We start from the raw sequence: 25,493 nt of genomic DNA, 5'->3' as shown, positions 1-25,493 counted from the left end.
CGACCCGACGACCAGGAACCGCGGGCGAGGCAGTGTCGTCTGGGCGAGCCGGCAAGACACTGCGAAGCCCGAGATGGGCCGAAGGGCGGCGCTGTAAACGCGGCGGGTGTGCGACGAAATGCTGATCCGCCGCTATCTGCAGGCCGGCGTGATGGTCGGTGGGGTGAAGGTGCGGACGGACGAGGGGACACCCCAGGGCGGCCCCCTCAGCCCGCTCTTGGCCAACGTCCTTCTCGACGACCTGGACAAAGAGCTGGAACGGCGGGGACACCGTTTTGTCCGTTATACGGACGATTGCAACATCTACGTCCGCTCGGAACGGGCAGGGCACCGGGTCATGGCAGGAGTACGGCGGTTCCTCGAGCAGCGGCTTCGGCTCAAGGTCTACGAACAAAAGAGCGCGGTCGATCGGCCGTGGCGACGCAAGTTCCTCGGCTTCAGCATGTATCACGGCCGGGACGGCGTCCGCCTGCGGGTGGCCCAAAGGCAAGATCGGTCGAAATTGACGAAACATGGATGTTTTAGGTCAAGAGGTGCAGGGCACGTGCTGGCTACAATCGACCTGTTTCGGAGGAATCCCAATATTGCGAAGTTGGTTCTTGCAGAAACTATCTCATACGTGGGCGATAGCATTTTCGACATCGTAATCCTTTGGGAGATATATGAGCAGACACGGTCGACTTTTGGTACAGCAGCGTTGATGATTGGAGAAGTAGTTGCTCAGTTAACTCTGGGGCCAATTCTGGGCGCAGTCGCCGACCGATTCGACCGAAAGATGATAATGCAGGTTTCAGCCATAGTGCAGATGCTGTTAACTGCATTAATGGCGTTGTGGTCCTTTTGGGATGATCTCCCCGTTTGGGCAATATACGTTTTTTCATTTACGTTATCTGTTTTCCAACTGGCGTATTCACCCGCGCGCTCTGCGATTTTGCCTGAGATTACTGATCCGAACATTTTGTTACGAGTCAATGCACTGTGTAATTCACTGGGGCAAGTTGCTAGCGTAGTCGGAGCAAGTATTGGGGGCATCCTGGCCGTAGAAGTAGGGAATGCTCTAGCTATAGCTGTGGATAGTGCTACGTTTGCAGCTGCAGCGTTTCTTATTGGCCAGATGCAGTATCAAAGTCTTAGAATATCAAGTGAGATGGCAACGGAAGGCAGTAAAAAACCGGGGAAACTGGCGTTATTGTCTTATTTGTTAAGAGACATGCGCAAATCGCTTGGTTTTTTGCTAGGAAATGTGATAATTTTACACATCATCGTACTTGGAACCGTCAGCAACATTGCGCTTGCGCCGATCAACGTACTTGTTCCCATGTTGATGGCCGATTCGTTCGGAGGCGATGCGAGGCACCTTGGATTTTTCGAGTCGGGCGTGGGGTTGGGTATGTTCCTGGCGGGTAGTTCCATGTCAATGGTTAAGCTAACACGCATAGGTGTTGTTTTCGCGATGGGCTTCTGTATCCAGGCAGTGGCGTTGGGACTGATTGCCTTAGCGTCGGTAGCGTGGCTTGCGGTTTTTGGCGGGATGCTGTTAGGTGTGGGCTTCGTCGCCACCATAGTGCCGTTCGGTACATTGGTCCAGACGCTTGTTCCGGTTGAAATGGTTGGGAGGGTCCGAGCAATCAGTTCAACCTTGTCAAGTGCAATTATTCCGATCTCTTATTTTTGTTTTGCCGTTTTGGGCGACATGGTGGGGTCCAAGTTGCCGTTGCTAATGGGGGCTGTTCTCATGGCAAGTTGCGGCGCAATTGCGCTTTGCGCTCATACAATTCGCGCGGTGTCCCTAGACCATAACGTGCTTGGACTATGACCCACGAGGGGGAAGTGGTGTGCAAGGGAAGCCGGACCTAACGGGGGAATCCGTTTCGCTATCGTCTCCATAGGGGTTTTTCGCATTACGTCATGCTAGTCACAATGAACGAGGCCGGCCCCGTTTCGCAGGTGCGTGGGTTACGCTGAAGGTACCTGCCTTCGCGCAGAGCCACATACGAAAGGGGCCGGTACCATGAAGGATATCACGAAGTTCGTGGGCCTGGACGTCCATAAGGACACCATCGCGGTCGGGGTGGCAGATCGCGACGGCGGTCGGGGCCGGTACTGGGGCACCATCCCGCACCGCCCGGAGGCCGTGCGCAAGCTGATGGAGCAGCTCGGGCCCAAGGAGCAGCTTCTGGTGTGCTACGAGGCGGGTCCGACGGGCTACGGGCTGCAACGCCTGTTGGTTTCGCTGGGGATCGCGTGCATTGTGGTGGCCCCGGGGCTGACGCCCACGCGCCCCGCGGACCGGGTGAAGACCGACCGCCGGGATGCCGTGCGCCTGGCGGAGCTGCTGCGGGCCGGCGAGCTGACTCCAGTATGGGTACCGCACGAGGAGGACGAGGCGCTGCGCGACCTGGTGCGGGCCCGGGAGGATGCCAAGCAGGATCTATTACGTGCACGCCACCGGCTGAGCAAGTTCCTGCTGCGGCACGGGATCCGGCCGCCGGAGGGGGTGCGCCGGTGGTCACGCCGGTACCGGGAGTGGCTGGAGGGGCTGCAGTTAGGGCATCCGGTGTTGCAGCGGGTCTTGCGGGAGTACGTGTACACCATCGACGAGATCGAGGAGCGGCTCAAGCGCCTAGAGGCGGAGATCCACGAGCAGGCCACCGCGAGCGTGTACGCGCCGGTGATTCAGGCCTTGCAAGCGCTGCGCGGGGTGGGTGAGGTGGTGGCGGTGACCGCGGTGGCTGAGGTCGGGTCGTTCTTACGCTTTGCCCGGGCGCGGCAGCTGATGGCGTACGCGGGGTTGGTGCCCAGCGAGTACTCCAGCGGGGCACGGCGGCGCCGGGGTGCGATCACGAAGACGGGGAACGCGCACCTGCGCCGGGTGCTGGTGGAGGCGGCGTGGTCGTACCGGCACCCGCCGGCGCTGAAGGCCAAGATCCGGGCGCGCTACGAGGGGCAGCCACCGGAGGTGCAGCGGATCGCGTGGAAGGCGCAGGAGCGGCTCTGCCGGCGCTACCGGCGCATGGTGGCTCGGGGTAAGCCCCATGCCGTGGCGGTGACCGCCGTGGCGCGGGAGCTGTTGGGTTTCATCTGGGCGATCGCGTGCTGGGTGGAGCGGCAGCGGCTGCAAGAGCAGGCTGTTGCGTGAGTGCCCGTGGCGGCGTGGGCAAGCTGCTAGCCGTGGAGGCGTTATTGCGGTAGGGGTTAAGGTCCCAGGCCCGGCACGGGGAGAACCCTCGAGGGCTGCTAAGCGTCGCAGGTACGCGCGTCCCTAGTCTGAGGCAGCTCCCCGACGGATGGCGTGGGATGCGGTGACCAACCCGCGGATATCAGCGTGCCGACCGTCGGAGCGATGCCTGGGCCTTACCCCTCTACCGCACCTTTCCGGGCGGGCTTGACGGCCTCGTTCATATCAGCCCGTGTGAATAACGCTGCATAAGCTAGGTGATCTAGCAGTGTTCTTCGGCCGGCATGCCGAAGAAGAAACACTATGAACAGGAAGAAGTTTCGGGACTACCAGCCCCATCAGCTCATGATCCTGCCTCCTCGTGGGTTATAGTCCAAGCAGGTTTTGACTCCCGCCTTCGCCAAGTTTCGTCAGGGCCGGAGGAGGTCCACTGCCTCCTCGCCGTGCGACGGCCTTAGGCAGACCGACCCCTCCGGCACCTGGCGAATCCGCTGCTCAACGGTCGCTAGGGCGTCGTGCCGCGAGCACCGGTTCCACGAGGGCACCGTGGGTGGCGGGGATCGCCCCACGCGGAGGTGGCATCATGTTGCACGTCGGAATCGACCAGGGCAGCCAGCATCACGACGTCTGCCTGGCGTCCGAGGGGCAGGCTCCTTCCTACCTCCGGGTCCCCAACGATGCCGACGGCCTGCAGGAACTGCTCGCCGCGATCCGGCGTCGAGAACCGGACCCAGCACAGGTGCACGTGGCTATCGAAGGCTCGGGACAGGGGCTCTTCGTGGCCGCGCTCCTCGCCACAGGCTTTCGGGTCTATCCCGTCAATCCCAAGGCGGTGGACCGCTACCGGGACCGCCTCTCCCCGGCCGGCAGCAAGGACGACCGCCGGGATGCCCTGGTCCTGGCCGAGATCCTCCGCACCGATCGCCATCGCCTTCAGCCCCTGCGGCTGGAGAGCGACACCCTGCGCCAGCTCCGGGTGGTCTACAGCCACCACCAGACCCTGGTAGAAGAACGCACGCGGCTTCTGAATCAGCTCACCGCCTGCCTGCGCACGTATTACCCGCGGGCCCTGGAGCTGTTTGCCGACCTCGGCCGGCCCGTGGCCTGGACCTTTTTGCGCGCCTTCCCGACCCCGGTCCACTTCGCCCGCGCCCGCCGGTCCCGGATCGAGAAGCTGTTGCGCCAGCACCGCTACCCTGGCGTCGCCGCCAAGACCGCCGAACTGCTCGAGCTCGCGCGCAAGCCCCAGCTCCCGGCCGATCCGGCCACCGTGGCCCTGTGGGCACGCCGCATGCTCTTTCTGGTGGATCAGCTCGAAGCCGTCTGCCGCGAGCTCGAGGCCTGTCATGAGCAGCTGGAGACCCTGGTGCAGGCGCACCCGGACGGCGATTTGTTTCGCTCCATGAAAGGCATCGGCACGGTGCTGGCTGCCGGCATGATCACCGTCTTCGGGGAGGACCGCCAGGCGGTCCCCAGCGTCCGCCCAATCCAATGTCGGTCGGGGACAGCCCCCGTGACCGTTCGCAGTGGCAAGACCGTCCGAGTCCGTTTCCGCCACGCTTGCAACAAACAAGCCCGGAATACGCTGCAGCTACTGGCGCAGCAGCTCGTCCTGCACCATGCCTGGGCCCGGGAGATTTATCAGACCCACCGCGACCGAGGGCGTCACCATCATGAAGCCTTGCGCATCGTGGCCCACCACGCCCTTCGGGTCCTTTTTGCGATGTGGCGAGATCGTCAGCCCTACGACCCCACCCGGTTCGAGGCGGCGCGTCGTCAGCGGCAACAGCCCAAGGCCGCGTAGCGCCCACGGGCACGTTCCTCAGCAGCCGCTTTGTCAAAGATCACATCCCCGACTACGAGAGCTCTGCAAAACAGGCGGGAAGCTTAGCGCATGGGGCCGGAGAAGGTTGCCATCTACTGGATGGTACATGTGGCACTACAGGAGAGCGGCTCTTCCACTTGGTCCGGCTTCCTACGGGTGCCGACCTGCTCACGCAGCCGCCCGTTCCGGGAGCCGAGGCCCTTTTCGATGTCCACGCGCATCTTTGAATCGACAGGCCATCTTCTTGGCGTTGAGCACCAGGCAGGTCAGCAGCACCTGAATCGCCGTCCGTTCCCGCCCTCGGTAACGGCTCCGCCCCAGTCCGTGCCACTGCTTGGCCTCTCCAAAGGTGCGCTCGATGACCTTCCGCACGCGCAAGGCCCGTTTTAGCCCCCGCGGCCGGTTCGCTTCCGTGCCCGGATGCCAGTACAGCACCTTCCGCGTTTGGCTCCGGCTCAGACAACTCCCCGCCCGCGGGCAGACGCGGCAGGCTCGCTCGGAAAAGTACACCAGCCACCCCCCGCGCTGGTGCGGGCTCTGGCCGATGGAGCGGTGGCCCTCGGGACAGATCCATTGCCGGCGGCGTTGGTCGTATGTGAACCCTTGCTTGGGCAACCTTTGCCTTTGCGTCCGCTGGGGAATGTACGGGCGGATGCCCTGCCGAACAAGATCCTGCCTCAGACCACTGGCGTCGTACGCCTTGTCCGCCACCAGCCGCCGCGGCCGCAAGCCCTGGGCACGCGCTTGTTTCACCAGCGCCGGAGCCCCTTCGAGGTCGCTCGCGTTCCCCGCCGTCACCGTCGCCGCCAGCACAAAGCCGGTCTCATCCGTCGCCAGATGCATCTTGTACCCGAAAAAAGGCTTCTTCCGGCGCTGGTGCCCCCAACGCGCCTCCGGGTCGGCATAGCTCGCCACCCGTTCGTCCTTTAGCACCCGCTCCACTTGCTTCCGCACGCGCCGCACCGCTGGCGCCTGGGCGGCTTGCCGGGACGTGATCGCCGCCAACAAGGCCTCCGTCCGTTCCTGTTCCGCCTTCAGCAGCTGATCCTGATCTTCATAGGTCGCGTCCGGCACCGGCTCGGCCAGCGCCTCCAGCTCCTTCGCCACCGGCGGCGCCGCCTGCCGGACGGCTTGCAGCAGCCGCTGCCGCCCCTCCCGCAACAGCTGCACCCGCGTACGGGCCGCCGCATGGGCCACCACCGGGCTGGAGTCCATCACCAACCAGCGGCCTTTCAGACACCCCTTCGCCCGCGCCTGCTCCACCAGCCGCTGCAGCAGCCGCTGCCACCGCTCCTCCCCCAGTCGCTGCCGAAACCGCACCAGCGTCGTGTCGTCGGGAATCGCATCCTTCCAGCCGAGGCGGCAGAAGTAGCGATAGAGGACGTTGTAGCGAAGCTGCTGGCAAACCTGCACGTCCGACAGGTTGGCCCACACGGCCAGGAAGAGGATGCGCACCAGCTGCTCCGGCGGGTACGAAGGCCGGCCTTGATCGGCACTGTACCGATCGGCCGTCTCTTCCTCCACGAACGAGAAATCGACGGCCCGGTCGATGTCCAGGAGAGGGTGTTCCGCGGGCAGCATGTGGTCAAAGAGGAGCTCATCGAAGAAGTTCCGCTGTCGATCCAACCTTCCCAGCATGGTGCATCGGCCTCGGTTTCGGTATCGTCTCCATTAGGGATTCTTCGCTTTACGTCCTGCCAGTCCTTGCCGAAAAAGCAAAGGGGTTTTTCAGAGCTCTCGACTACGGCGACTTGACCCTAGGGCGTCTGCGCTGGACGAGTGGCTCCGGGAGGATCACCCGGTCCATTTCATTAGCCAGGTGGTCGACCAGTTCGACCTGTCAGCGATCTACAACGACTACACCGAGCGCCGGGGCCAGCCCCCGTACGAACCGCGCATGATGGTCAAGGTGTGGCTGTACGCGTACATGCGGGGCCTCCGCTCCTCACGGCGCCTGGAGCGGGCCCTGTACGAAGACGTGGGCTTCCGGGTGCTTGCGGCGAATCAGCAGCCCGACCACTGGACGCTCTCGAACTTCCGGCGCCGGCATCATGAGGCCCTGGCCCGGCTGTTTGTCCAGTCGGTCCGCCTGGCCCAGGACGCCGGCTTGGTGAAGCTGCGGCATGTAGCGGTCGACGGGACCAAGCTCAAGGCCTACGTCTCCAAGCACAGCGCCATGAGTTACGGCCGGATGAAAGATGAAGAGCGGCGCCTGGCCGAAGTGATCCGGCGCTATTTGGAGGAGGTGGAAGCCAACGACCGGTCGGAGGATGCGGAACACGGCCCGGACAGCGGCTGGCGCCTGCCTCCCGAGCTGGCCACGGCGGAAAAGCGGCTGAAGGCGATTCAGGCGGCCAAGGCCCGGCTGGAGCAGCGGGCCCGGGCCGAGGCCGAAGCCAAGGAAGCGGCGCGGGAGGCGGAGGCGGCGAAGAAGGGGCGCCGCTCCCGCCGCAAGCAAGCCCCCTCCGACCCCCTCCCGGCCGACAAGGATCAAATCAACTTCACCGACCCCGAGTCGCGGATCATGCGCAGCGCCGACAAGGCTTTCATCCAGGGTTGCAACGCCCAACTACGTGGACGCGGAAACGCACGTTATCGTGGCGGCCGACCTGACGAACCAGGCCACCGACGCGCGCCATCTCCTGGGCCAGCTGCAACAAGTCGAGGCCAACACCGGGTGCCACCCCAGGGAGCTTTCCGCCGACGGCGGTTGTTACAGCGACGCCAACCTCCAGGCTCTGGAGGAGCGGGGTGTCGAAGCCTTCATCCCGCCGGATAAGATCCGTCATACGGAATGGCGCCAACTCCAGCCACCCCGGGGGCGGATGCCCAAACCCATGACGGCCAGGGACCGGATGCGCCGCAAACTGCGAACCGTTCGGGGGCGCCGCCGCTACAAACTCCGCCAGTGCTCGGTGGAGCCGGTCATTGGGCACCTCAAAGAGGCCATGGGGCTCCGGCAGCTGCTTCTCCGTGGGCTGTCGAAAGCCCGCTTCGAGTGGCTCTTCAGTTGTACCGCTTTCAACCCCATGAAGCTCTGGCGCCACCACGCGCTTGCCCGCCGGATGGAGGCGATCGCCCCCTCCTGAGGGAGGGGTACCGACCGCTCCCATGCCTGGGCGCGGCCCTCTGACGTTTTCAAAGACCAGCGGCTTCGAGGGCCAACGGCATTACCAACACGGGCTGATATGAACGAGGCCGTCAAGCCCGCCCGGAAAGGTGCGGTAGAGGGGTAAGGCCCAGGCATCGCTCCGACGGTCGGCACGCTGATATCCGCGGGTTGGTCACCGCATCCCACGCCATCCGTCGGGGAGCTGCCTCAGACTAGGGACGCGCGTACCTGCGACGCTTAGCAGCCCTCGAGGGTTCTCCCCGTGCCGGGCCTGGGACCTTAACCCCTACCGCAATAACGCCTCCACGGCTAGCAGCTTGCCCACGCCGCCACGGGCACTCACGCAACAGCCTGCTCTTGCAGCCGCTGCCGCTCCACCCAGCACGCGATCGCCCAGATGAAACCCAACAGCTCCCGCGCCACGGCGGTCACCGCCACGGCATGGGGCTTACCCCGAGCCACCATGCGCCGGTAGCGCCGGCAGAGCCGCTCCTGCGCCTTCCACGCGATCCGCTGCACCTCCGGTGGCTGCCCCTCGTAGCGCGCCCGGATCTTGGCCTTCAGCGCCGGCGGGTGCCGGTACGACCACGCCGCCTCCACCAGCACCCGGCGCAGGTGCGCGTTCCCCGTCTTCGTGATCGCACCCCGGCGCCGCCGTGCCCCGCTGGAGTACTCGCTGGGCACCAACCCCGCGTACGCCATCAGCTGCCGCGCCCGGGCAAAGCGTAAGAACGACCCGACCTCAGCCACCGCGGTCACCGCCACCACCTCACCCACCCCGCGCAGCGCTTGCAAGGCCTGAATCACCGGCGCGTACACGCTCGCGGTGGCCTGCTCGTGGATCTCCGCCTCTAGGCGCTTGAGCCGCTCCTCGATCTCGTCGATGGTGTACACGTACTCCCGCAAGACCCGCTGCAACACCGGATGCCCTAACTGCAGCCCCTCCAGCCACTCCCGGTACCGGCGTGACCACCGGCGCACCCCCTCCGGCGGCCGGATCCCGTGCCGCAGCAGGAACTTGCTCAGCCGGTGGCGTGCACGTAATAGATCCTGCTTGGCATCCTCCCGGGCCCGCACCAGGTCGCGCAGCGCCTCGTCCTCCTCGTGCGGTACCCATACTGGAGTCAGCTCGCCGGCCCGCAGCAGCTCCGCCAGGCGCACGGCATCCCGGCGGTCGGTCTTCACCCGGTCCGCGGGGCGCGTGGGCGTCAGCCCCGGGGCCACCACAATGCACGCGATCCCCAGCGAAACCAACAGGCGTTGCAGCCCGTAGCCCGTCGGACCCGCCTCGTAGCACACCAGAAGCTGCTCCTTGGGCCCGAGCTGCTCCATCAGCTTGCGCACGGCCTCCGGGCGGTGCGGGATGGTGCCCCAGTACCGGCCCCGACCGCCGTCGCGATCTGCCACCCCGACCGCGATGGTGTCCTTATGGACGTCCAGGCCCACGAACTTCGTGATATCCTTCATGGTACCGGCCCCTTTCGTATGTGGCTCTGCGCGAAGGCAGGTACCTTCAGCGTAACCCACGCACCTGCGAAACGGGGCCGGCCTCGTTCATTGTGACTAGCGGCGGCGGGGCGGGGGAGCCGGGGCCGGTGGGCGCTGGGCGGTGGCCGGTGGGTGGACGCTGTGGTCCATGGCAACCAAGACCGGATCCATCCCCTACAAGAAGTAGGGCGGCTCCCTTCCCTTCGGAGCCGCCCCGTTGGCCATGTTGCCCGCTGGGTCGCCTTGCCCAGGCACCGTCACGCCGCCTGCATGATCTGCCGCAGCACCTTCTGCAGGATGCCGCCGTGCCGGTAGTACTCCACCTCGATGGGCGTGTCCAGCCGGCACAGCACCTCGAAGCGCACCTCGCTGCCGTCGTCGCGCCGGGCCGTCACCTGCAGGCGCTTGCGGGGCTGGAGCCCCTCGCGGATGCCGGTGATGAAGTACTCCTCGGTCCCCGTGAGGCCCAGGCTCGCCGCGTTCTGCCCGTCGACGAACTGCAGCGGCAGCACGCCCATGCCCACCAGGTTGCTGCGGTGGATGCGCTCGAAGCTCTCGGCGATCACCGCCTTGACGCCCAGCAGGTAGGTGCCCTTGGCCGCCCAGTCGCGGGAGCTGCCGGTGCCGTACTCCTTGCCCCCGATGACGAGCAGCGGCGTGCCCTCCTTTTGGTAGCGCATGGCGGCGTCGTAGATGGTCATCTTCTCGCCGCTGGGGATGTGCACGGTCCAGCCGCCCTCGGTGCCGGGCACCAGCTGGTTGCGCAGCCGGATGTTGGCGAAGGTGCCGCGCATCATCACCTCGTGGTTGCCGCGGCGCGAGCCGTAGGTGTTGAACTCCTCCCACTTGACGCCGCGCTCCAGGAGGTAGCGGCCCGCCGGGCTGTTCTTCGGGATGGCGCCCGCGGGGGAGATGTGGTCCGTGGTGATGGAGTCGCCCAAGAGGGCCAGCACCCGCGCCCGGACGATGTCCTCCGGCTGGCCGGGTTCGTCCGCCATGTCCTTGAAGAAGGGCGGCTCCTGGATGTAGGTCGAGTTGGGATCCCACTCGTAGAGCTCGCCGGTGGGCGCGGGCAGCTTCCGCCACTGCTCCGGGCCCTCGAAGACCCGGGCGTACTCCTTCTTGAACAGCTCGGGCCGCACCACCTGGCGGATGGTCGCCTGGATCTCCTCCTGGGTCGGCCAGATGTCCCGCAGGTAGACGGGCCGGCCGTTGGGGTCGTAGCCCAGGGGGTCTTCCAGCAGGTTGATGTCCACCGTGCCGGCGATGGCGTAGGCCACCACCAGCGGCGGCGAGGCCAGGTAGTTGGCCTTGACCAGCGGGTTGATGCGCCCCTCGAAGTTGCGGTTGCCGCTGAGCACCGCCGCCGCCACCAGGTCGTTCTCGGTGATGGCCTGAGCCACGTCTTCGGGCAGGGCGCCGCTGTTGCCGATGCAGGTGGTGCAGCCGTAGCCCACCACGTGGAACCGCAGCGCCTCCAGGTACGGCAGGAGCCCCGCCTCCCGCAGGTAGTCGGTGACCACCCGCGAGCCCGGCGCCAGGCTGGTCTTGACGTACGGCTTGACGGTCAGGCCCCGCTCCACGGCCTTCTTGGCCAGAAGCCCCGCCGCCAGCATCACCGAGGGGTTCGAGGTGTTGGTGCAGCTGGTGATGGCGGCGATGACCACCGAGCCGTGGGTGAGCTCGGTGGTGGTCCGGGGCCGGGTCAGCACCGCCACGCCGCCGCCCTCACCGGACGAACCGGCATCGCCCGCGCCGGCTCCCGCACCGTTCCCGCCGGCCGCGGCCGCACCCGCCCGGGCCGCCTCGCGCCCCGGCTCGGCGCCCGTCCGGAAGGGGACCGAGGTGTCGCCGGGCTTCTTGCCGAAGGTGGCCAGCGCCTCGCGGAAGGCGCGGCCCGCCTCGCGCAGCGGCACCCGGTCCTGGGGCCGCCGCGGCCCGGCCAGGCTGGGCTCCACGTCGCCCAGGTCGAGCTCCAGCACGTCGCTGTAGACGGGGTCGGGCGTCGCGTCGGTGCGGAACAGGCCCTGCTCCTTGCAGTACCGCTCCACCAGGGCGATGTGCTCCTCGTCCCGGCCCGTCAGGCGCAGGTAGTCCAGGGTCTCGCCGTCCACGGGGAAGAACCCGCAGGTGGCGCCGTACTCGGGGGCCATGTTGCCGATGGTGGCCCGGTCCGCCAGGGGCAGGTTCGCCAGGCCCGGCCCGAAGAACTCGACGAACTTGCCCACCACGCCCTTCTTGCGCAGCATCTGGGTGACGGTGAGCACCAAGTCGGTGGCCGTGGCGCCCTCGGGCAGCCGGCCCGTCAGGCGGAAGCCCACCACCTCGGGCACCTGCATGAAGTAGGGCTGGCCCAGCATCACCGCCTCGGCCTCGATGCCGCCGACGCCCCAGCCCAGCACCCCCATGCCGTTGACCATGGTGGTGTGGGAGTCGGTGCCCACCAGGGTGTCGGGGTAGGCCCGCACCTCGCCGTGTTCCTCCCGGCGGTGGACCACCTTGGCCAGGTACTCCAGGTTCACCTGGTGGACGATGCCCGTCCCCGGTGGCACCACGCGGAAGTTGTCGAAGGCGTTCTGCGCCCAGCGGAGCAGGGTGTAGCGCTCGCGGTTGCGCTCGAACTCCTTCTCCACGTTGTAGAAGAAGGCGTACTGCGTCCCGAAGGCGTCGACGATCACCGAGTGGTCGATGACCAGGTCCGCCGGCACCAGCGGGTTGATCCGCTTGGGGTCGCCGCCCATGCGGGCCACGGCGCTGCGCATGGCGGCCAGGTCGACCACCGCCGGCACGCCGGTGAAGTCCTGGAGCAGCACCCGGGAGGGCATCCAGCCGATCTCCCGGCCGTCGGGCCTGGGCTGCCAGCGTGCCAGCGCCAGGACGTCGTCCTCGGTGATGGTCTCGCCGTCCAGGTTGCGCACCAGGTTCTCCAGCAGGATGCGGATCGTGAAGGGCAGGCGGTCCAGGTCGACGCCCGCGGCCTCAGCCAGCTTGGGCAGGCTGTAGATCACCACGGGGCCATCGGGCGTCTCCAGGGTCGTACGTACGCCAAACGGGTCGCGACGCTCGGTCATCGGTCGTCCCCCTCTCTGGGGCCATTGTAGCGCTTTTCGATCGCCATTTCCGCCAGGACGAACCGGCCGGCGGCGCGGCCGGCGGCGGTACCGGGACGATGCCAGAAAGGCGGGGTGCCCGGCGGCATCCGCCGGGCACCCCGTTTGCGACGATGCGGTCCTCGCGGTCGCTCGTGCCTCGCGGTCGCTCGTGCGCGGGCTGCCGGGCCGCTCTCAGTCCTCGCCCTGCGCCTTGGTGAACCCCGGCTCGCCGTCGAACTCCTGCAGCACCTCGATCTGCATCCAGCGGAAGCGGCTGCCCACGCGCTGGACCAGGTCGACGACGTCCTCCTGGCGCGCCTCGCCGTCGCCCTTGTAGAGGAAGCGGCAGCGGTAGTGGTCCACCAGGTCGATCAGCCCGCCCGTGGGCGGGTACACCTGGGTCCCGCGGTTGGAGATCATCTTCAGGCGGAAGGCGCTGCCCTCGGCCAGTTCCTCCAGGGCGGGACCCAGCTGCTCCGGACGGAGGTCGCTCTCGACGAACACGTCCGCGCCCACGATGCGGCGGCTCTTGGCCTTCACGTAGGCCGGGTCGGGGCTGATCTGGGGCAGGCGCACGGCGCGGTGGGCGCGCACCTGCGTGGTCCGCGGCTTCTGGCCCAGGTTCGCGATGATGGCCTGGGTGTACTCGGTGGTCTTCGCGCCGCGGTCGTAGCCCACGACGTCGCCCGTCAGGACCTTGCCCTCCTCCAGCGTGTAGAGGATGGCGTTCTCGATCAGCTCGGCCACGGCGAACTCCTCGATATAGCGCAGCATCATCACCGCGGACAGCAGCACCGCGGTGGGGTTGATCACGTTCTTGCCCGCGTACTTGGGGGCGGAGCCGTGGACCGCCTCGAAGATGGCCACCTCGTTGCCGATGTTGGCGGACGGGGCGAAGCCGAGGCCGCCGACCAGGCCCGAGGCGAGGTCGGAGAGGATGTCCCCGTTCATGTTCGTGGTGACGAGGACGTCGAACTGCTCGGGGCGCTTCACCAGCTGGTGGGCGGCGTTGTCGACGATGATGTGCTGGGCCTCGATGTCGGGGTACTCCTGCGCCACACGCTCGAAGACCCGCTTCAGGGTCCCCTCGCTGAGCTTCATGATGTTGGACTTGGTGGCGCAGTGGACCCGCTTGCGCCCCTCGGCCCGGGCCAGCTCGAAGGCGAAGCGGACGATCTTCTCCGATCCCTTGTCGGAGATCAGCTTCAGGGTCTGGGCGACGCCCGGCGTCTGCTGGTGCTCGATGCCGGCGTAGAGGTCTTCCACGTTCTCGCGGACGACCACCAAGTCGATGCCCCGGCCCGAATAGGGGGTGGGCACGTTGGGCAGCTCCCGCACCGGCCGCACGTTGGCGTACGTCTCGAAGAGCTTGCGCAGGGTGACGTTGGCGCTCTTCTCACCGTAGCCGACAGGCGTCTCCAGCGGCCCCTTGAGGACGATCCGCGACTTGCGGATGGACTCGATGGTCTCCGGCGGCACGCCGGAGGCGAGGCCCTTCTTAAATACACTGGCCCCCGCTTCACGGATCTCGAAGACCAGGGGGGCCTTGGCTGCCTCGAGGATCTTGAGGGTGGCGTCGATGCACTCCGGGCCGATCCCGTCGCCGGGGATCACGGTGACGAGCTTCCGGCCGTCCTCGGTGACGAACAGCTTCTTCCCGCTCTCCGTGGTGACTAGTGGCATCTCGTCCTCCCCAGGGGCTCGCGCGCCCCTCGACGCGAGTATAGCACTGCGCTTGCCAGCGGCGTCAACTTTCGGGAGGAACGGGCGCAAGACCGGTGCGGACCTGCGGGTGCCGGTCCTGTCCACAGGCCCGCGGCCGGCGGTCGGCGGGCGGTCGGGGACACGGGCGTCGGGCCGGTTTCGCGCCGGTGGGGTGGCGCCGGCCACGGCACCGCCGGGCGGAAGGCGCGACGGGGCCCCCGGGCGACGGGGGCGCCCGCCGGTCGGGATCCGCCAGCGGCCGGTCGCCCGGGCCGAGCGAACGCCGGGCCGGCGGTCGCTCCGACCGCCGGCCCGGCGCGAAGCGGCTCCCCGCCTCCCCTGGCTCGGCCGGCATGCGTCGGACGGGAGCGGGTCGCCGGATTACTTGACCACGCCGCGTCCCACCGTGCGGTCGGCCAGCTTGATCAGGGCCGAGGCGATCTGCGCCTGCTCCTGGTTGGAGGCATGCTGCCACATCTCCTTGAGCAGCCGCTGCTCGGCGCTGCGCGGCTCGGCCTCCTTCGCCAGCCAGTCCCCGACCTCGGTGACCACGCCCGTGATGCCCTCGTTGGACATGCCCAGGTTCTCCATGGTCCGGACCTTGTCGGCCAACACGGTCAGTTGCTGGCGGAAGACCTCGCTGAATTCCGGCACCGGCGATTCCTCCCTTCACCGGTGTCTAAGGTGTCACCGGCGCCGAGCCGGTATGCGACCGGCCCCGGAGGCTGGGATCCACCGGATGAGCGCCAGCAGGCCCACCGCCGGAACCAGCAGCCCGAGGGCCAGCTCGCGCAACATGCGGCCGTCCAGGGGCCCCGCCAGGATGAGCCCCAGCAGGCTGCTGGAGAGGATGCTGCCGATGTACCGACAGGTCATGTAGAGGCCGGAGGCGCCCCCCGTCTCCTCCCGCGGGACGAACCGGTACAGCGCGGTCTGCAGCGCGAGATTGTTCACCCCGTTGCTGGCGCCGAGGAAAGCCAGCACGACGAAGAGCAGGGCGAGGGGCGCCTGAGGACCGACGACCAGCAGGGCCAAGGCGCCGGTCGACAACGAGAGCCCGGCAGCCCAGAGGGCCGGCCGGTGTCCCGCCCGGTCGACCCACCGCCCCACCAGCGGCGACGCCACGCTGCTGAAGCCGGCCACCGAGAGCATCATCAGCCCGCTGGTGCGGGGATCCAGGTGGCGCACCTCTTCAAAGTAGGCCGGCATCCCGAAGAACACCGTGTAGAAGGCCAGGTTCGAGAGGATCCAGGCGCCGTAGACGGCGGTGCGGGCGCGGTCCCGCCGCAGAAGTTCCAGATCCAGGAACGGCTCCCGGCCGGCGGCGCGGACCCGGCCCTCCCACCGGGCCAGGGCCACGCCCAGGCCGATGGCCACCGCCATCGCCCACCAGGCCGGCTGCGGTTCCGACAGGGAGAGGAGGGCCGCCAGCCCGAAGGTGACGGTTCCGGCGAAGAGGACCACGCCGAGCCCGTCGAGCCGCCGGCCGAGCTCCCCCAGGCCTCCGGCCCTCTCCATCGGAGCCGCAGATCGCTGGCCCCGCCCCGGGCCCGCGGATGGCGAGGACCCGCTGGGACCGTCGACCGGTGCCGACCGCCTGGGACTCGCGGGCGCGGCGGACGGGCCCACCCGCGCCGGCCCAGACGGCACTGCCCCGGACGAACGGGCCCGCGCCGGCCGAGGCGACGCCGCCCCGGCCCCGGGCGAACCCACCCGCGCCGAGCGAGGCGACACCGCCCCGGACGAACCGGCCCGCGCCGGCCCAGGCGATGCGGCCCCGGACGAACCGGCCGCCCCGGCATCGACCGGGAAGGCCCGCAGCGCCAGTCCCGCGCTCAGCGCCACAGGGACGAAGTTCACGGAGAACAGCGCCTGCCAACCGCCCGCCTGCACCAGGAACCCGCCCAGGGAGGGCCCCAGGGCGGCCGAGGTGGAGGCGAACACCGCCAGGATGCCCAGGGCCTGCCCCGTCCGGCCGGTGAAGGCGTCGCGGACGGCGGCCATCCCCGCCGGGTAGAGGGTCGAGCTTCCCAGGGCCTGCAGCACCCGCGCCGCCACCAGGGCGCCCAGGGTCGGCGCCAGGGGCGCCAGGGCCGAGGCGAGGGCCACCAGCGCGAGCCCGGCGAAGAAGACCCGCCGGCGGCCGACCAAGTCGGCCACCTTGCCCATCACCGGCTGGCCGACGGCGCTGGCCAGATAGAAGGCGGCGATGACCCACGTCAGCCGGCCGATGGGGACCTGGAAGTCCCGGGCGATGGCGGGGAGGGCCACGGCGATCATGGAGGAGTTCAGGGGATTGAGGAGGGCGCCGAAGGCCACGGCGGCGAGGAGGAGCCCGGGGCTGCCGCCGGTTCCAGCCTCGGCCGCCCGGCGAACCGTCATAGCGGCGTCTGGAGCCGCGGCCGCGCGGGAGCCCGCCACCGGGTCCGCACCGGAGGCTGCGGCCGGGCCCGCGTGGGGGCCCACGGCCGAATCCGTGTCGGGGCCCGTGACCGGACCCGCGGTGGAACCCGCGACCGGACCCGCGCCACGGCCCCCGGCCGGTCCCGCGCCGGAGCCCGCGGGTGGATCCGCGCCGCAGCCGCCGGCCGATCCCACGCCGCAGCCCGCGGGTGGGTCCGCGCCGCAGCCCCCGGCCGGGCCCGCGCCGGAGCCCGCGACCGGGTCCGCGGTGACGCCGGCGGCCGGGTGCGGGGCTCGTCGTCCGGTCGGATGCGACTCCGGTTCTGCCGGCGGGGCAGGGGCCGGGTTCGTCCCCTGGCACCGCCCCGCTGGCCCGGGTCGGCCGGTAGCCCGGCGCCCATCCGCGTCACCGGGTCGCTCCACCATCTCCGGTTGGACAGCCCGCGGCTCGGCGTCCCGCCCCACCTCAGGTCACCGCCCGCGGGTAGAGGCGCGACGCCACCGCCACCAGGAAGGCCAGGGCCAGCGCCAGCACCGCCACGTCGTGACCCAGGCCGAACTGGCTGGCGCCGCCGCGGATCATCAGGCCCCGCAAGGCGTCGACCTGGTACGTGAGCGGATTCACCCTTGCGATGCCGTGGACCCACCCCGGCATCAGGTGGAGCGGGTAGATGGCGTTGCTGGCGAAGAAGAGCGGCATGGTCAGCACCTGCCCGATCCCCATGAACCGCTCCCGGGTCCGCACCAGGCACGCCACCACCAGGGAGAGGGTGGAGAACACCGCCGCCCCCAGCACCGCCAGCGCCAGCACGCCCACCAGCGCCGCCGGGTCGGACCGAACCGCCACCCCCGTGGCCGCCGCCAGCAGGTAGATCACCACCGCCTGGGTCAGCGCCCGCACCCCCGCCGACAGGGCCTTGCCCAGCACCAGAGCGGTTCGCGGGGCGGGGCTCGCCATGTACTTGTGCAGGATGCCCAGGTCCCGCTCCCAGATCAAGGCGATGCCGTAGAAGATGGCCACGAACAGCGTGCTCTGCGCCAGGATCCCCGGCGCCATGAAGTCCAGGTAGGGCAGCCCACCCGTCGGCATGCCCCGCAGGCGCCCCATCACCTGTCCGAAGACCAGCATCCACAGGGCGGGCTGGACCGCCCGGGTCACCAGCTCGAAGGGGTCGTGCCGCAGCTTGCGCACCTCGGCTTCCACGATGGTCAGGGTCTGCCGGACGAAGGCGGCTGCCGCGGCGAGCGGGCCGGGCGCGGTCGCGCCCGGCCCGCCCCGCGACCCGGGGTCGCCCGTCGCCGTCGGTCCGGATTCCCCGTCGTCTGGCAGGGGCGCGGCGGGCGCCGCCCCGGGCACCGCTCCGCCGCTCGCGGCGGGCGTCCCGGGGGACGCGGGAGCCTGGATCCATCCGGTCGCGCCCGGGCTGCGGACCCCGGGCTCGACGGCGGTCCAGGGCGCAGGCTGGACCGCGGCTCCGGCCACGGGGGCGCGGACGGCGCCCGGCCCGGCCTCCCCGGGGCCGGTTCGTCCCGGGTCGAGGTGCGGGTCCGGCTGCTCACGAGAGCCGCCGGGCGGTGCGGCGGGTGCGGGCGACATCGCGGTAGGTCCCTCCCGATTCCAGCGAGCTGCCGGTGAAGTGGACGAACACGTCTTCCAGCGTGGCGGCGGCGCCCACCCGCGCCTTGAGCGCAGCCGGCGATCCCACCGCCGCCACCTGGCCCCGGTGGAGGATGGCCACCTGGTCGCAGAGCTCGTCGGCCTCTTCCATGTAGTGGGTGGTGAGGACCACGGTGGTGCCGAACCGGTCGCGCAGAAGGCGCACCTGCTCCCAGACCCCGCGGCGGGCGGTGGGATCGAGACCCACCGTGGGCTCGTCGAGGAAGAGCACGGCGGGGCGGTGCAGCAGGGACTGGGCGATCTCGAGGCGTCGGATCATCCCGCCGGAGTAGAGGCGCACCAGGGTGTGGGCTGCGTCGCCCAGGCCGACCAGCTCGAGGAGCTCCATGATGCGCCCGTGCCGCTCCCGGGCGGGGATCCCGTAGAGCTTGGCGAAGACCAGCAGATTTTCGTAACCCGTCAGGGCGCCGTCGGCGGAGAGGAACTGGGGCACGTAGCCCACCCGCCGACGCACGGCGGCGGGCTGGCGCACCACGTCGAACCCGGCCACCCGCGCGGTGCCGCCGGTGGGCAGGAGCAGGGTGGTCAGCATCTTGATGGTGGTGCTCTTGCCGACGCCGTTGGGACCGAGGAGGCCGAAGATGGTCCCCGCAGGGATCGCCAGGTCGAGGTGATCGACGGCGACGAAGTCCCCGAAGGACCGGGTCAGCTGGACGGTCTCCACCGCCAGACCGGAGCCGGCGGGATGCGGCGCGGCAGGCGCTGCCGTGGTCAACCCTCCTCGACCTCCTCGGGCAGGCGGGGGCCGGCCGGCTTTGCGCGCCCCCCGGCCGAGGCCGGCTCCGCGACCTCCGCTGCGACGCGCTCCAGCAGCCGCAGTCCGGCGGCCAGGGCAGCCAGTTCCTCCGGCCGGAAGCCGGCCAGCCGCTCGGCGAGCTCGGCCTCGGTCCTCCGCCGGGCGACCTCCAGGTCTTGGCGGCCGGCATCGGTCAGATGGAGCACCACGCGTCGGCGCTCGGCCGGATCGATGTTGCGGGTCACGAGCCCCCGCTGGACCAGCCGGTTCACCAGTGCGGAGGCGGTGGGGCGGGCGACGCCGAGGTGCTCGGCCACCGCGGAGAGCGACGCCCCCGGGTGATGGTGCAGGTACAACAGGGTGCGGAACTGGGGCACGGACAGCCGCCCCGGTTGATGGCGGCGCATCTGCCTCCGGATCAGGCGCATGAGCCGGGGGACCACCTCGGTGATCCCCCGAGCGCAGTCCTGCGCGGTGAGCGACGGGACCATGGGACATCGCCCCGACCAGCAGTCGATCGGCCAGGACTCAACGATTCGCTTAGCTAACCTTTAGTGTTTCCAAGCGATCGATCCCCGTCAAGGCGCGCCATCGCTCAGCTAAGCTGAGGCGACACGACCCGCGTCGGAGGCTCGAAGCAGGTGACGGGATCCCGTGGCGAACTAAATACACCGTGTCCACGCGATCGCCGACACGGCGCCCAGAGAGGTGGCGAGGGAGCCCCAGGCAGGACGGGGTACCCCATGGCTGTCTGCTGGCTCCTGCGCCTCGGATGGTGAGGGGTCGCAGCGTTGGCTCGCCTTGAACCAGATCCCGGGGGACGCTGCTCCAGGGATCCTGCCCAGTGGACCGGTGACGGGGGTCGACGTCCCCTGGCACCGTGTGGAGATCCGTCGGCAGCAGGTCGCCCGGGTCTCGACGAGCTCGTCGCCGTGTACGTTCGCCGAGGGGCTCCTCGAGGGACTGTCTAAAGTTTCGGTAGGTGCTGGTGGGGGAAAAGCGAAGGAGAGACCTCACCAGGTTGTCCCAAACGGGACAGCCGATCCTTCTGGCCAAGGATGGAGGTGAGGCCTCTCCATGAAGGACGTGATTCGCCGCATCGGGGAGATCACCCTGCAGCTTGCTCGGGTTGTGGAAAAGGCCCTGTGGGAGGCTCCGGACTTTCGAGCGCTGGAGGTGGCCGTGGTCCGAGGGGCGCAGGAGGCCGCGCGGCAACTGTTGGTCACGGCTTTGGAGGCGCTGGACCGGCAGCTGATGGAGCAGCGGGACCGGCGGCAACTGAAGTGCGTCAATCAGCAACCGCGGAGCCTGATCACGTGGGTGGGTGAGATCCAGTGGGAACGACGGTATTACCAGGAGCGGCCGAGCGGCGCACGGCGGTTCTTGCTGGATGAAGTGCTCGGGCTGGCGCCGCGGCAGCGATACTCGCCGCTGGTGCAGGAGTTCGGGATTCAGCTGTGCACCCAAGTGCCGTTTGCGGCGGCAGCGGACTGGCTGGAGCGGGTGAGCTGCGGGGCCGTGCGGCTGAGCGCCATGGCCTTGTGGGCGGATGTGCAGGCGGCCGGGGCCCGAGCGGACGAAGCGGCGAAGGCGCAGCGGGAGGCGGTGTTTGAGCGGGGCGAGATCCCGCCCGGGAGCCGGCCGGCGGCCGCCGTCGACTTGGAGTTTGACGAGCTGTTGGTGCGGGGCCGGCGGCGCGGGCCGGATGGGCAGAAAGAGCGGATTGCGCTGATGCATGCGCTGGCGTATGAGGGCAAGGCGACGGACGCGCGGGGGCGGACGGTGCTGAAGAACCGGCGGGTGCACGTGGCCGTGGGCGAAGGGACGGCGTCCATCGAGGAGGCGCTGGCGGCCTTTGCGGCGGAGTGGGACTGGGCCCGGGTGGAACAGTGCACGGTGGGTGGGGACGGGGCGCCGTGGATCCGCAAGGCCCTTGAGTACCTCCCACAGTCTTCGTATCGCCTCGATCCGTTCCACCTGAAACGGGCCATGCGGCGGGGACTGCAGCACGACGCGGAAGCCCACCGGCAGCTGGCGGCGGCCCTGGCCGAGGGGAAGCCGTGGCGCGAGGTGTAGACGATCCTGGATGCGGCTCGCCGGCGGGCGCGGGGTGAAGCGCGCGACCGCGTCCAAGAACTGAAGCAGTACTTGAAGAACCACTGGGACGGCATCGTGGCCGACGCGAACGCGCGGCGGCTCGGTGCGATCGAGGCGGAGAACTACCACGTGCTGGCCCGGCGAATGAAGCGGCGCGGGGCCGCGTGGAGCGAGCGAGGGGCTCGGCACCTGGCCCGGCTGTTGGCGGCTCGAGCGAACGGGGAGCTCGATCGCTACGCGCGTCCGGTCTGGCAGCGCCGCCAGGCGCCACCGGTGGCCCCGACCCCGCAAGGCCGGCTGTTCGGGCAGCGCCTGAGCCGGAGCGACGTGGAGGATGTCGCCCAGTGGCTGCGGGTGCGGATCCCGGCGCTCTACGGACCCCATGCGGACCGCGAGTGGGTGAAGGCGCTGCGGCATCTGGCCGGCCTTTCTGTGGCGTGACCGGAACATGGGTCGGGGGGATCCACCTACCGAAGCTTGATGCAGTCCCTCGAGGGTGAGAGCTTGCGATGAAGTTCTTCGTCGCGGTAACCGACAACGACTGGTTTGATTTCTTGGCAGCACGAAGGCCGGAGGAGGTAAACTTCTGGAGGCCGGGCGGTCGAGGCGAATTCCGGGCCATTCAGCCCAACGAGCTTGTTCTCTTCAAACTGCATAGTCCGCGCAACTTCATTGCTGGAGGAGGTTTTTTCGTCCGACACTCTTTCCTACCTGTATCCATCGCATGGAAGGTCTTCGGGCTTGCCAATGGCGTTGAGAGTCATGAGGCATTGTTGCGAAAGGTCCAGCGTTACAGATCCCGCAAGGAACCCGAACGGGATCCCGTCATCGGTTGCCTGGTTCTCGCCTCTCCGTTCTTCTGGCCGCCCGATGAGTGGATACGTCTTCCCCCGGATTGGCACCCGAACATCGTCCAAGGCAAGACCTACGATACATCAACCCCCATTGGACGAAGACTGTACGAGGCCGTTATGGAACGGATGAATCGCATGGCGATCTACGATGCAGAGCTTGTCAAGGAAGGGGAGCCGGAGTCACCCCGATACGGCAAGGAGCAAATCATTCGACCGAGGTTGGGACAGGGAGCGTTCAGAGTGGTCGTGATGGAGGCGTATCGCCGTCGGTGTGCCGTTACCGGTGCCAAGGTGCTTCCGGTCTTGGATGCTGCACACATCAAACCCTTTTCGGCCAACGGGCCAAACGTCGTCAACAATGGGCTGTTCCTTAGACAGGATCTTCACACATTGTTCGACCGGGGATACATTACGATCGACCGGGATTACCGGGTGGTGGTCAGTCGACGGCTAAAGGAAGACTTCGACAACGGGCAAGAGTACTATGTCTACCATGGCAAGCCCTTGACGGTACTGCCCAAGGCTGACGAGAGGCCTCATGAAAGTTTCATTGAGTGGCATAACGAGCACGTGTTCTTGGCTTGACAAGAAAACTTTTCCGACAGGCGGATCGTGCCGGTGGCAACGCGTCGTCTCGGGGCGCTCCCGCTGCTACCTGCCGGGCGCGGGCGCGGTCCGGATCGCCGAGGAGGGCATCTTGAAGTTCGAGGAGCACCACTTCGAGGAGGAGTAGCCGCCCGGGGCGAGGCAGGGAATGCCACCGCGCAACCGAACTGAACCGGATGGGCGGTGTCTAACGACCGTTTGTAAGCCTCGCGGGGCGAGGGCCGGCTCGCGCCGACGGGGTTCGGTGCGACAGGGGGGGAGCGGCGTGGGCAGCTTACACCACCTCCGGGAGGAGACCTTCGCGATGGTCCGGGTGCTGGACCCCGACGGCAACCTGGTCGGGGAGCCCCCTGACCTGGACGACGCGAGGCTCCTCGAGTTCTACCGGTGGATGGTCTTCGCCCGGATCTTCGACGAGCGGTGCCTGAACCTGCAGCGCCAGGGGCGCATGGGCACCTACGCACCCCTGGCCGGCCAGGAGGCGGCCCAGGTGGGCAGCGCCTTCGCCCTCGAGCCGGACGACTGGGTCTTCCCGTCGTACCGCGAGCACGCGGTGACCATGATCCACGGCCTGCCCATGGAGAACGTGCTGCTGTACTGGATGGGCCGCGAAGAGGGCAACCGGATCCCGGAGCACGTCAACGTGTTCACCGTGGCGGTGCCCATCGCCACCCAGATCCCCCACGCTGTCGGCGCCGCCTGGGCGGCGAAGATCCGCGGCGACCGGCGGGCCTTCATCGTCTACTTCGGCGACGGCGCCACCTCCGAGGGCGACTTCCACGAGGGGTGCAACTTCGCCGGGGTCTTCAAGGCGCCGGTGGTCTTCTTCTGCCAGAACAACCAGTTCGCCATCAGCGTTCCCCTGCACCGCCAGACGGCCAGCGAGACCATCGCCCAGAAGGCGGTGGCCTATGGCTTCCCCGGCGTCCGGGTCGACGGCAACGACGTGCTGGCGGTCTACAAGGTGACCAGGGAGGCCCTGGACCGCGCCCGAGCGGGGGAGGGCCCGACGCTGATCGAGGCCGTGACCTACCGCTTCGGTCCCCACACCACCGCCGACGACCCCACCCGCTACCGTACCCCCGAGGAAGTGGAGGAGTGGCGGGAGCGCCGCGACCCCATCACCCGCATGCGCCGGTTCCTCATGGCCAAGGGGCTTCTGGACGAGGCCCAGGATCGGGCCATCGCCGAGGAGGCCCGGGAGCGCATCGCCGCCGCCGTCCGGGCCGTCGAGCAGATGCCCAAGGCGGCGCCGGAGAGCATCTTCGACTACGTCTACGCCCAGCTGCCGTGGCATCTCGAGGAGCAGCGGCGGGAGCTGCTGGAGGAGCTCGGGCGGACGGGCGGCACGTCGGGCGGCGGCACCGGGGGCGGCGGCACCGGGGGTGGCGGCAGCGGGGGCGGCACGGGGAGCGGCGCGGGGGCTGCCCCGACCGGCCGGGCCGGCTCTTCCGGGACGAACGCGGCCGGCGCGCCCGAGGGCGGGGCCGGTTCCACCCGCGGCGGTCGGGCGGGGGGTCCGGCCGGTGCGGCGGGCACGGCCGCCGGCGGCGACCCGGGCCGTCCGCGGGCCGGGGGCGGCGCGGGCGGCGCCGGGGCCTCGGGGGATGCCCGGGGGGGTGGGTGGTGATGGCCAAGCTGACCATCGTCCAGGCGGTGGCCGACGCCCTCCGCACCGAGATGGAGCGGGATGAGCGCGTGGTCGTCCTGGGCGAGGACGTCGGCGTCAACGGCGGGGTCTTCCGCGCCACCGAGGGCCTGTACGAGCGGTTCGGGGAGAAGCGGGTGATCGACACCCCCCTGGCCGAGTCGGGCATCGTCGGCACGGCCATCGGCATGGCCATCTACGGCCTGCGGCCCGTGGCCGAGATCCAGTTCGAGGGGTTCATGGCGCCGGCCTTCGACCAGATCGTCAACCACGCGGCCCGGATCCGCACCCGCTCCCGCGGCCGCTTCAGCTGCCCGCTGGTGATCCGGGCGCCTTGGGGCGGCGGCATCCGCGCCCCCGAGCACCACTCCGACAGCCCGGAGGCCTGGTTCATCCACCAGCCGGGGCTCAAGGTGGTGATCCCCAGCACCCCCTACGACACCAAGGGCCTCTTGATCGCCGCCATCCGCGACCCGGACCCGGTGATCTTCTTCGAACCGAAGCGGATCTACCGCGCCTTCCGCCAGGAGGTGCCCGAGGAGGCGTACACCGTCCCCATCGGCCGCGCGCGTACGGTGCGGGAGGGGCGCGACGTCGCCATCTTCACCTGGGGCGCCATGGTGCGGATCGTGGAGGAGGCGGCGGAGGAGCTGGCCGGCCGCGGCATCGAGTGCGAGATCGTCGACCTCAGGACCCTCAGCCCGGTGGACGTGGACGCCATCGTGGCGGCGGTGCAGAAGACGGGCCGCGCCCTGGTGGTCCACGAGGCGCCCAAGACGGCCGGCTTCGGGGCGGAGATCGTGGCGCTGATCAACGAACGGGCGCTCTTGTACCTGGAGGCGCCGGTGTACCGGGTGGCGGGGTTCGACACGCCGATGCCCCTCTTCCACCTGGAGGACTACTACCTCCCCAACAAGGACCGGGTGATCCGGGGTGTGGAGCGGGTCCTGAGCTTCTGAGCCCGTCCACGGTGCCGGCCGCGTCCTGGCGCGCCGTGTCGCGTCGCGCCGAGGGCGGGGGTCGAGTCCCGGCGGCTTGGCTTCGCCTCGGGAGCCCGGGAAAGGGACTCGAG

At 68.8% G+C, this 25,493-nt stretch carries 15 protein-coding genes and 3 pseudogenes; 9 read left to right on the top strand and 9 right to left on the bottom strand.

Features of this window, described 5'->3' with window-relative positions; all coding sequences use genetic code 11:
- Window positions 1–118 precede the first annotated feature (118 nt).
- The 4 genes and pseudogenes from Q5761_RS08505 to Q5761_RS08490 all read left to right on the top strand — a co-directional run.
- A pseudogene (locus Q5761_RS08505) lies at window positions 119–481 on the top strand (reverse transcriptase domain-containing protein); the annotation flags it as partial.
- On the top strand, window positions 476–1,816 hold the full coding sequence (locus Q5761_RS08500; protein WP_318751634.1) for an MFS transporter: 1,341 nt from the start codon (window positions 476–478) through the stop codon (window positions 1,814–1,816). The pseudogene Q5761_RS08505 and the gene Q5761_RS08500, both read left to right, overlap by 6 nt.
- A 195-nt stretch (window positions 1,817–2,011) precedes the next feature.
- Window positions 2,012–3,139: an IS110 family transposase gene (locus tag Q5761_RS08495; protein ID WP_318750250.1), complete on the top strand. Its 1,128-nt coding sequence runs from the start codon at window positions 2,012–2,014 to the stop codon at window positions 3,137–3,139.
- Window positions 3,140–3,761: 622 nt separating this feature from the next.
- Complete coding sequence (locus tag Q5761_RS08490) at window positions 3,762–4,982, top strand: IS110 family transposase (RefSeq protein ID WP_318750252.1); 1,221 nt, start codon at window positions 3,762–3,764, stop codon at window positions 4,980–4,982.
- A 189-nt stretch (window positions 4,983–5,171) separates the two neighbouring features.
- On the opposite strand, the gene Q5761_RS08485 is transcribed toward Q5761_RS08490, so the two are convergent.
- Window positions 5,172–6,641, bottom strand: a complete 1,470-nt coding sequence (locus tag Q5761_RS08485) for an IS1182 family transposase (protein ID WP_318750251.1) — start codon at window positions 6,639–6,641, stop codon at window positions 5,172–5,174.
- Between the two features lie 133 nt (window positions 6,642–6,774).
- Between Q5761_RS08485 and Q5761_RS08480 the strand changes: the two are divergent.
- Window positions 6,775–8,092: pseudogene (locus tag Q5761_RS08480) on the top strand (IS1182 family transposase).
- Window positions 8,093–8,454: 362 nt separating this feature from the next.
- On the opposite strand, the gene Q5761_RS08475 reads toward Q5761_RS08480, so the two are convergent.
- The 8 genes from Q5761_RS08475 to Q5761_RS08440 all read right to left on the bottom strand — a co-directional run bounded on the left by Q5761_RS08475 (window position 8,455) and on the right by Q5761_RS08440 (window position 19,707).
- Window positions 8,455–9,582, bottom strand: a complete 1,128-nt coding sequence (locus tag Q5761_RS08475) for an IS110 family transposase (protein WP_318750250.1) — start codon at window positions 9,580–9,582, stop codon at window positions 8,455–8,457.
- A gap of 278 nt (window positions 9,583–9,860) precedes the next feature.
- Window positions 9,861–12,674: an aconitate hydratase gene (locus tag Q5761_RS08470; protein ID WP_318750249.1), complete on the bottom strand. Its 2,814-nt coding sequence runs from the start codon at window positions 12,672–12,674 to the stop codon at window positions 9,861–9,863.
- 213 nt (window positions 12,675–12,887) lie between these two features.
- On the bottom strand, window positions 12,888–14,378 hold the full coding sequence (locus tag Q5761_RS08465) for an NADP-dependent isocitrate dehydrogenase (protein ID WP_135225820.1): 1,491 nt from the start codon (window positions 14,376–14,378) through the stop codon (window positions 12,888–12,890).
- 402 nt (window positions 14,379–14,780) lie between these two features.
- Window positions 14,781–15,053: a DUF3243 domain-containing protein gene (locus tag Q5761_RS08460; protein ID WP_318750248.1), complete on the bottom strand. Its 273-nt coding sequence runs from the start codon at window positions 15,051–15,053 to the stop codon at window positions 14,781–14,783.
- 33 nt (window positions 15,054–15,086) lie between these two features.
- Window positions 15,087–16,781 carry an MFS transporter gene (locus Q5761_RS08455; RefSeq protein WP_318750247.1) on the bottom strand — a complete coding sequence of 565 codons (1,695 nt, stop codon included), beginning with the start codon at window positions 16,779–16,781 and terminating at the stop codon, window positions 15,087–15,089.
- Between the two features lie 487 nt (window positions 16,782–17,268).
- Window positions 17,269–18,399: an ABC transporter permease gene (locus tag Q5761_RS08450; RefSeq protein WP_318750246.1), complete on the bottom strand. Its 1,131-nt coding sequence runs from the start codon at window positions 18,397–18,399 to the stop codon at window positions 17,269–17,271.
- Window positions 18,359–19,195, bottom strand: coding sequence for an ABC transporter ATP-binding protein (locus Q5761_RS08445; RefSeq protein WP_318750245.1), 837 nt, complete (start codon window positions 19,193–19,195; stop codon window positions 18,359–18,361). The genes Q5761_RS08450 and Q5761_RS08445 overlap by 41 nt, the downstream gene beginning before the upstream one ends.
- Entirely contained in the window at window positions 19,192–19,707 is a 516-nt protein-coding gene (locus tag Q5761_RS08440) for a MarR family transcriptional regulator (RefSeq protein ID WP_318750244.1), read from the bottom strand. The genes Q5761_RS08445 and Q5761_RS08440 overlap by 4 nt, the downstream gene beginning before the upstream one ends.
- Window positions 19,708–20,293: 586 nt before the next feature.
- Here Q5761_RS08440 and Q5761_RS08435 point away from each other — a divergent pair.
- From Q5761_RS08435 to Q5761_RS08420, 4 genes and pseudogenes are all read left to right on the top strand, one after another.
- A pseudogene (locus Q5761_RS08435) lies at window positions 20,294–21,754 on the top strand (ISLre2 family transposase).
- A gap of 68 nt (window positions 21,755–21,822) precedes the next feature.
- Window positions 21,823–22,752, top strand: coding sequence for an HNH endonuclease (locus Q5761_RS08430; protein ID WP_318750243.1), 930 nt, complete (start codon window positions 21,823–21,825; stop codon window positions 22,750–22,752).
- A gap of 286 nt (window positions 22,753–23,038) precedes the next feature.
- Complete coding sequence (gene pdhA, locus Q5761_RS08425) at window positions 23,039–24,403, top strand: pyruvate dehydrogenase (acetyl-transferring) E1 component subunit alpha (RefSeq protein WP_318750242.1); 1,365 nt, start codon at window positions 23,039–23,041, stop codon at window positions 24,401–24,403.
- Window positions 24,403–25,380 (top strand): alpha-ketoacid dehydrogenase subunit beta, encoded by a 978-nt coding sequence (locus tag Q5761_RS08420; protein WP_318750241.1) that lies wholly within the window; start codon window positions 24,403–24,405, stop codon window positions 25,378–25,380. The genes pdhA and Q5761_RS08420 overlap by 1 nt, the downstream gene beginning before the upstream one ends.
- Window positions 25,381–25,493: the final 113 nt, after the last annotated feature.

Origin of the sequence: Thermaerobacter composti, from assembly GCF_033582035.1 — a bacterium.
Taxonomy (GTDB): Bacteria; Bacillota; Sulfobacillia; order Thermaerobacterales; family Thermaerobacteraceae; genus Thermaerobacter; species Thermaerobacter composti.
The sequence above is the reverse complement of the archived record's forward strand: the minus strand, read 5'-3'. Positions and strand labels throughout refer to the sequence as shown.

Excerpts from the sequence above, each read along its gene's own strand:
- Q5761_RS08495 (WP_318750250.1), top strand. The coding sequence starts at position 2,012 with ATGAAGGATATCACGAAGTTCGTGGGCCTGGACGTCCATAAGGACACC.
- Q5761_RS08490 (WP_318750252.1), top strand. The coding sequence starts at position 3,762 with ATGTTGCACGTCGGAATCGACCAGGGCAGCCAGCATCACGACGTCTGC.
- Q5761_RS08485 (WP_318750251.1), bottom strand. The coding sequence starts at position 6,641 with ATGCTGGGAAGGTTGGATCGACAGCGGAACTTCTTCGATGAGCTCCTC.
- Q5761_RS08475 (WP_318750250.1), bottom strand. The coding sequence starts at position 9,582 with ATGAAGGATATCACGAAGTTCGTGGGCCTGGACGTCCATAAGGACACC.
- Q5761_RS08470 (WP_318750249.1), bottom strand. The coding sequence starts at position 12,674 with ATGACCGAGCGTCGCGACCCGTTTGGCGTACGTACGACCCTGGAGACG.
- Q5761_RS08465 (WP_135225820.1), bottom strand. The coding sequence starts at position 14,378 with ATGCCACTAGTCACCACGGAGAGCGGGAAGAAGCTGTTCGTCACCGAG.
- Q5761_RS08455 (WP_318750247.1), bottom strand. The coding sequence starts at position 16,781 with ATGACGGTTCGCCGGGCGGCCGAGGCTGGAACCGGCGGCAGCCCCGGG.
- Q5761_RS08450 (WP_318750246.1), bottom strand. The coding sequence starts at position 18,399 with ATGTCGCCCGCACCCGCCGCACCGCCCGGCGGCTCTCGTGAGCAGCCG.
- Q5761_RS08440 (WP_318750244.1), bottom strand. The coding sequence starts at position 19,707 with ATGGTCCCGTCGCTCACCGCGCAGGACTGCGCTCGGGGGATCACCGAG.
- Q5761_RS08430 (WP_318750243.1), top strand. The coding sequence starts at position 21,823 with ATGAAGTTCTTCGTCGCGGTAACCGACAACGACTGGTTTGATTTCTTG.
- Q5761_RS08420 (WP_318750241.1), top strand. The coding sequence starts at position 24,403 with ATGGCCAAGCTGACCATCGTCCAGGCGGTGGCCGACGCCCTCCGCACC.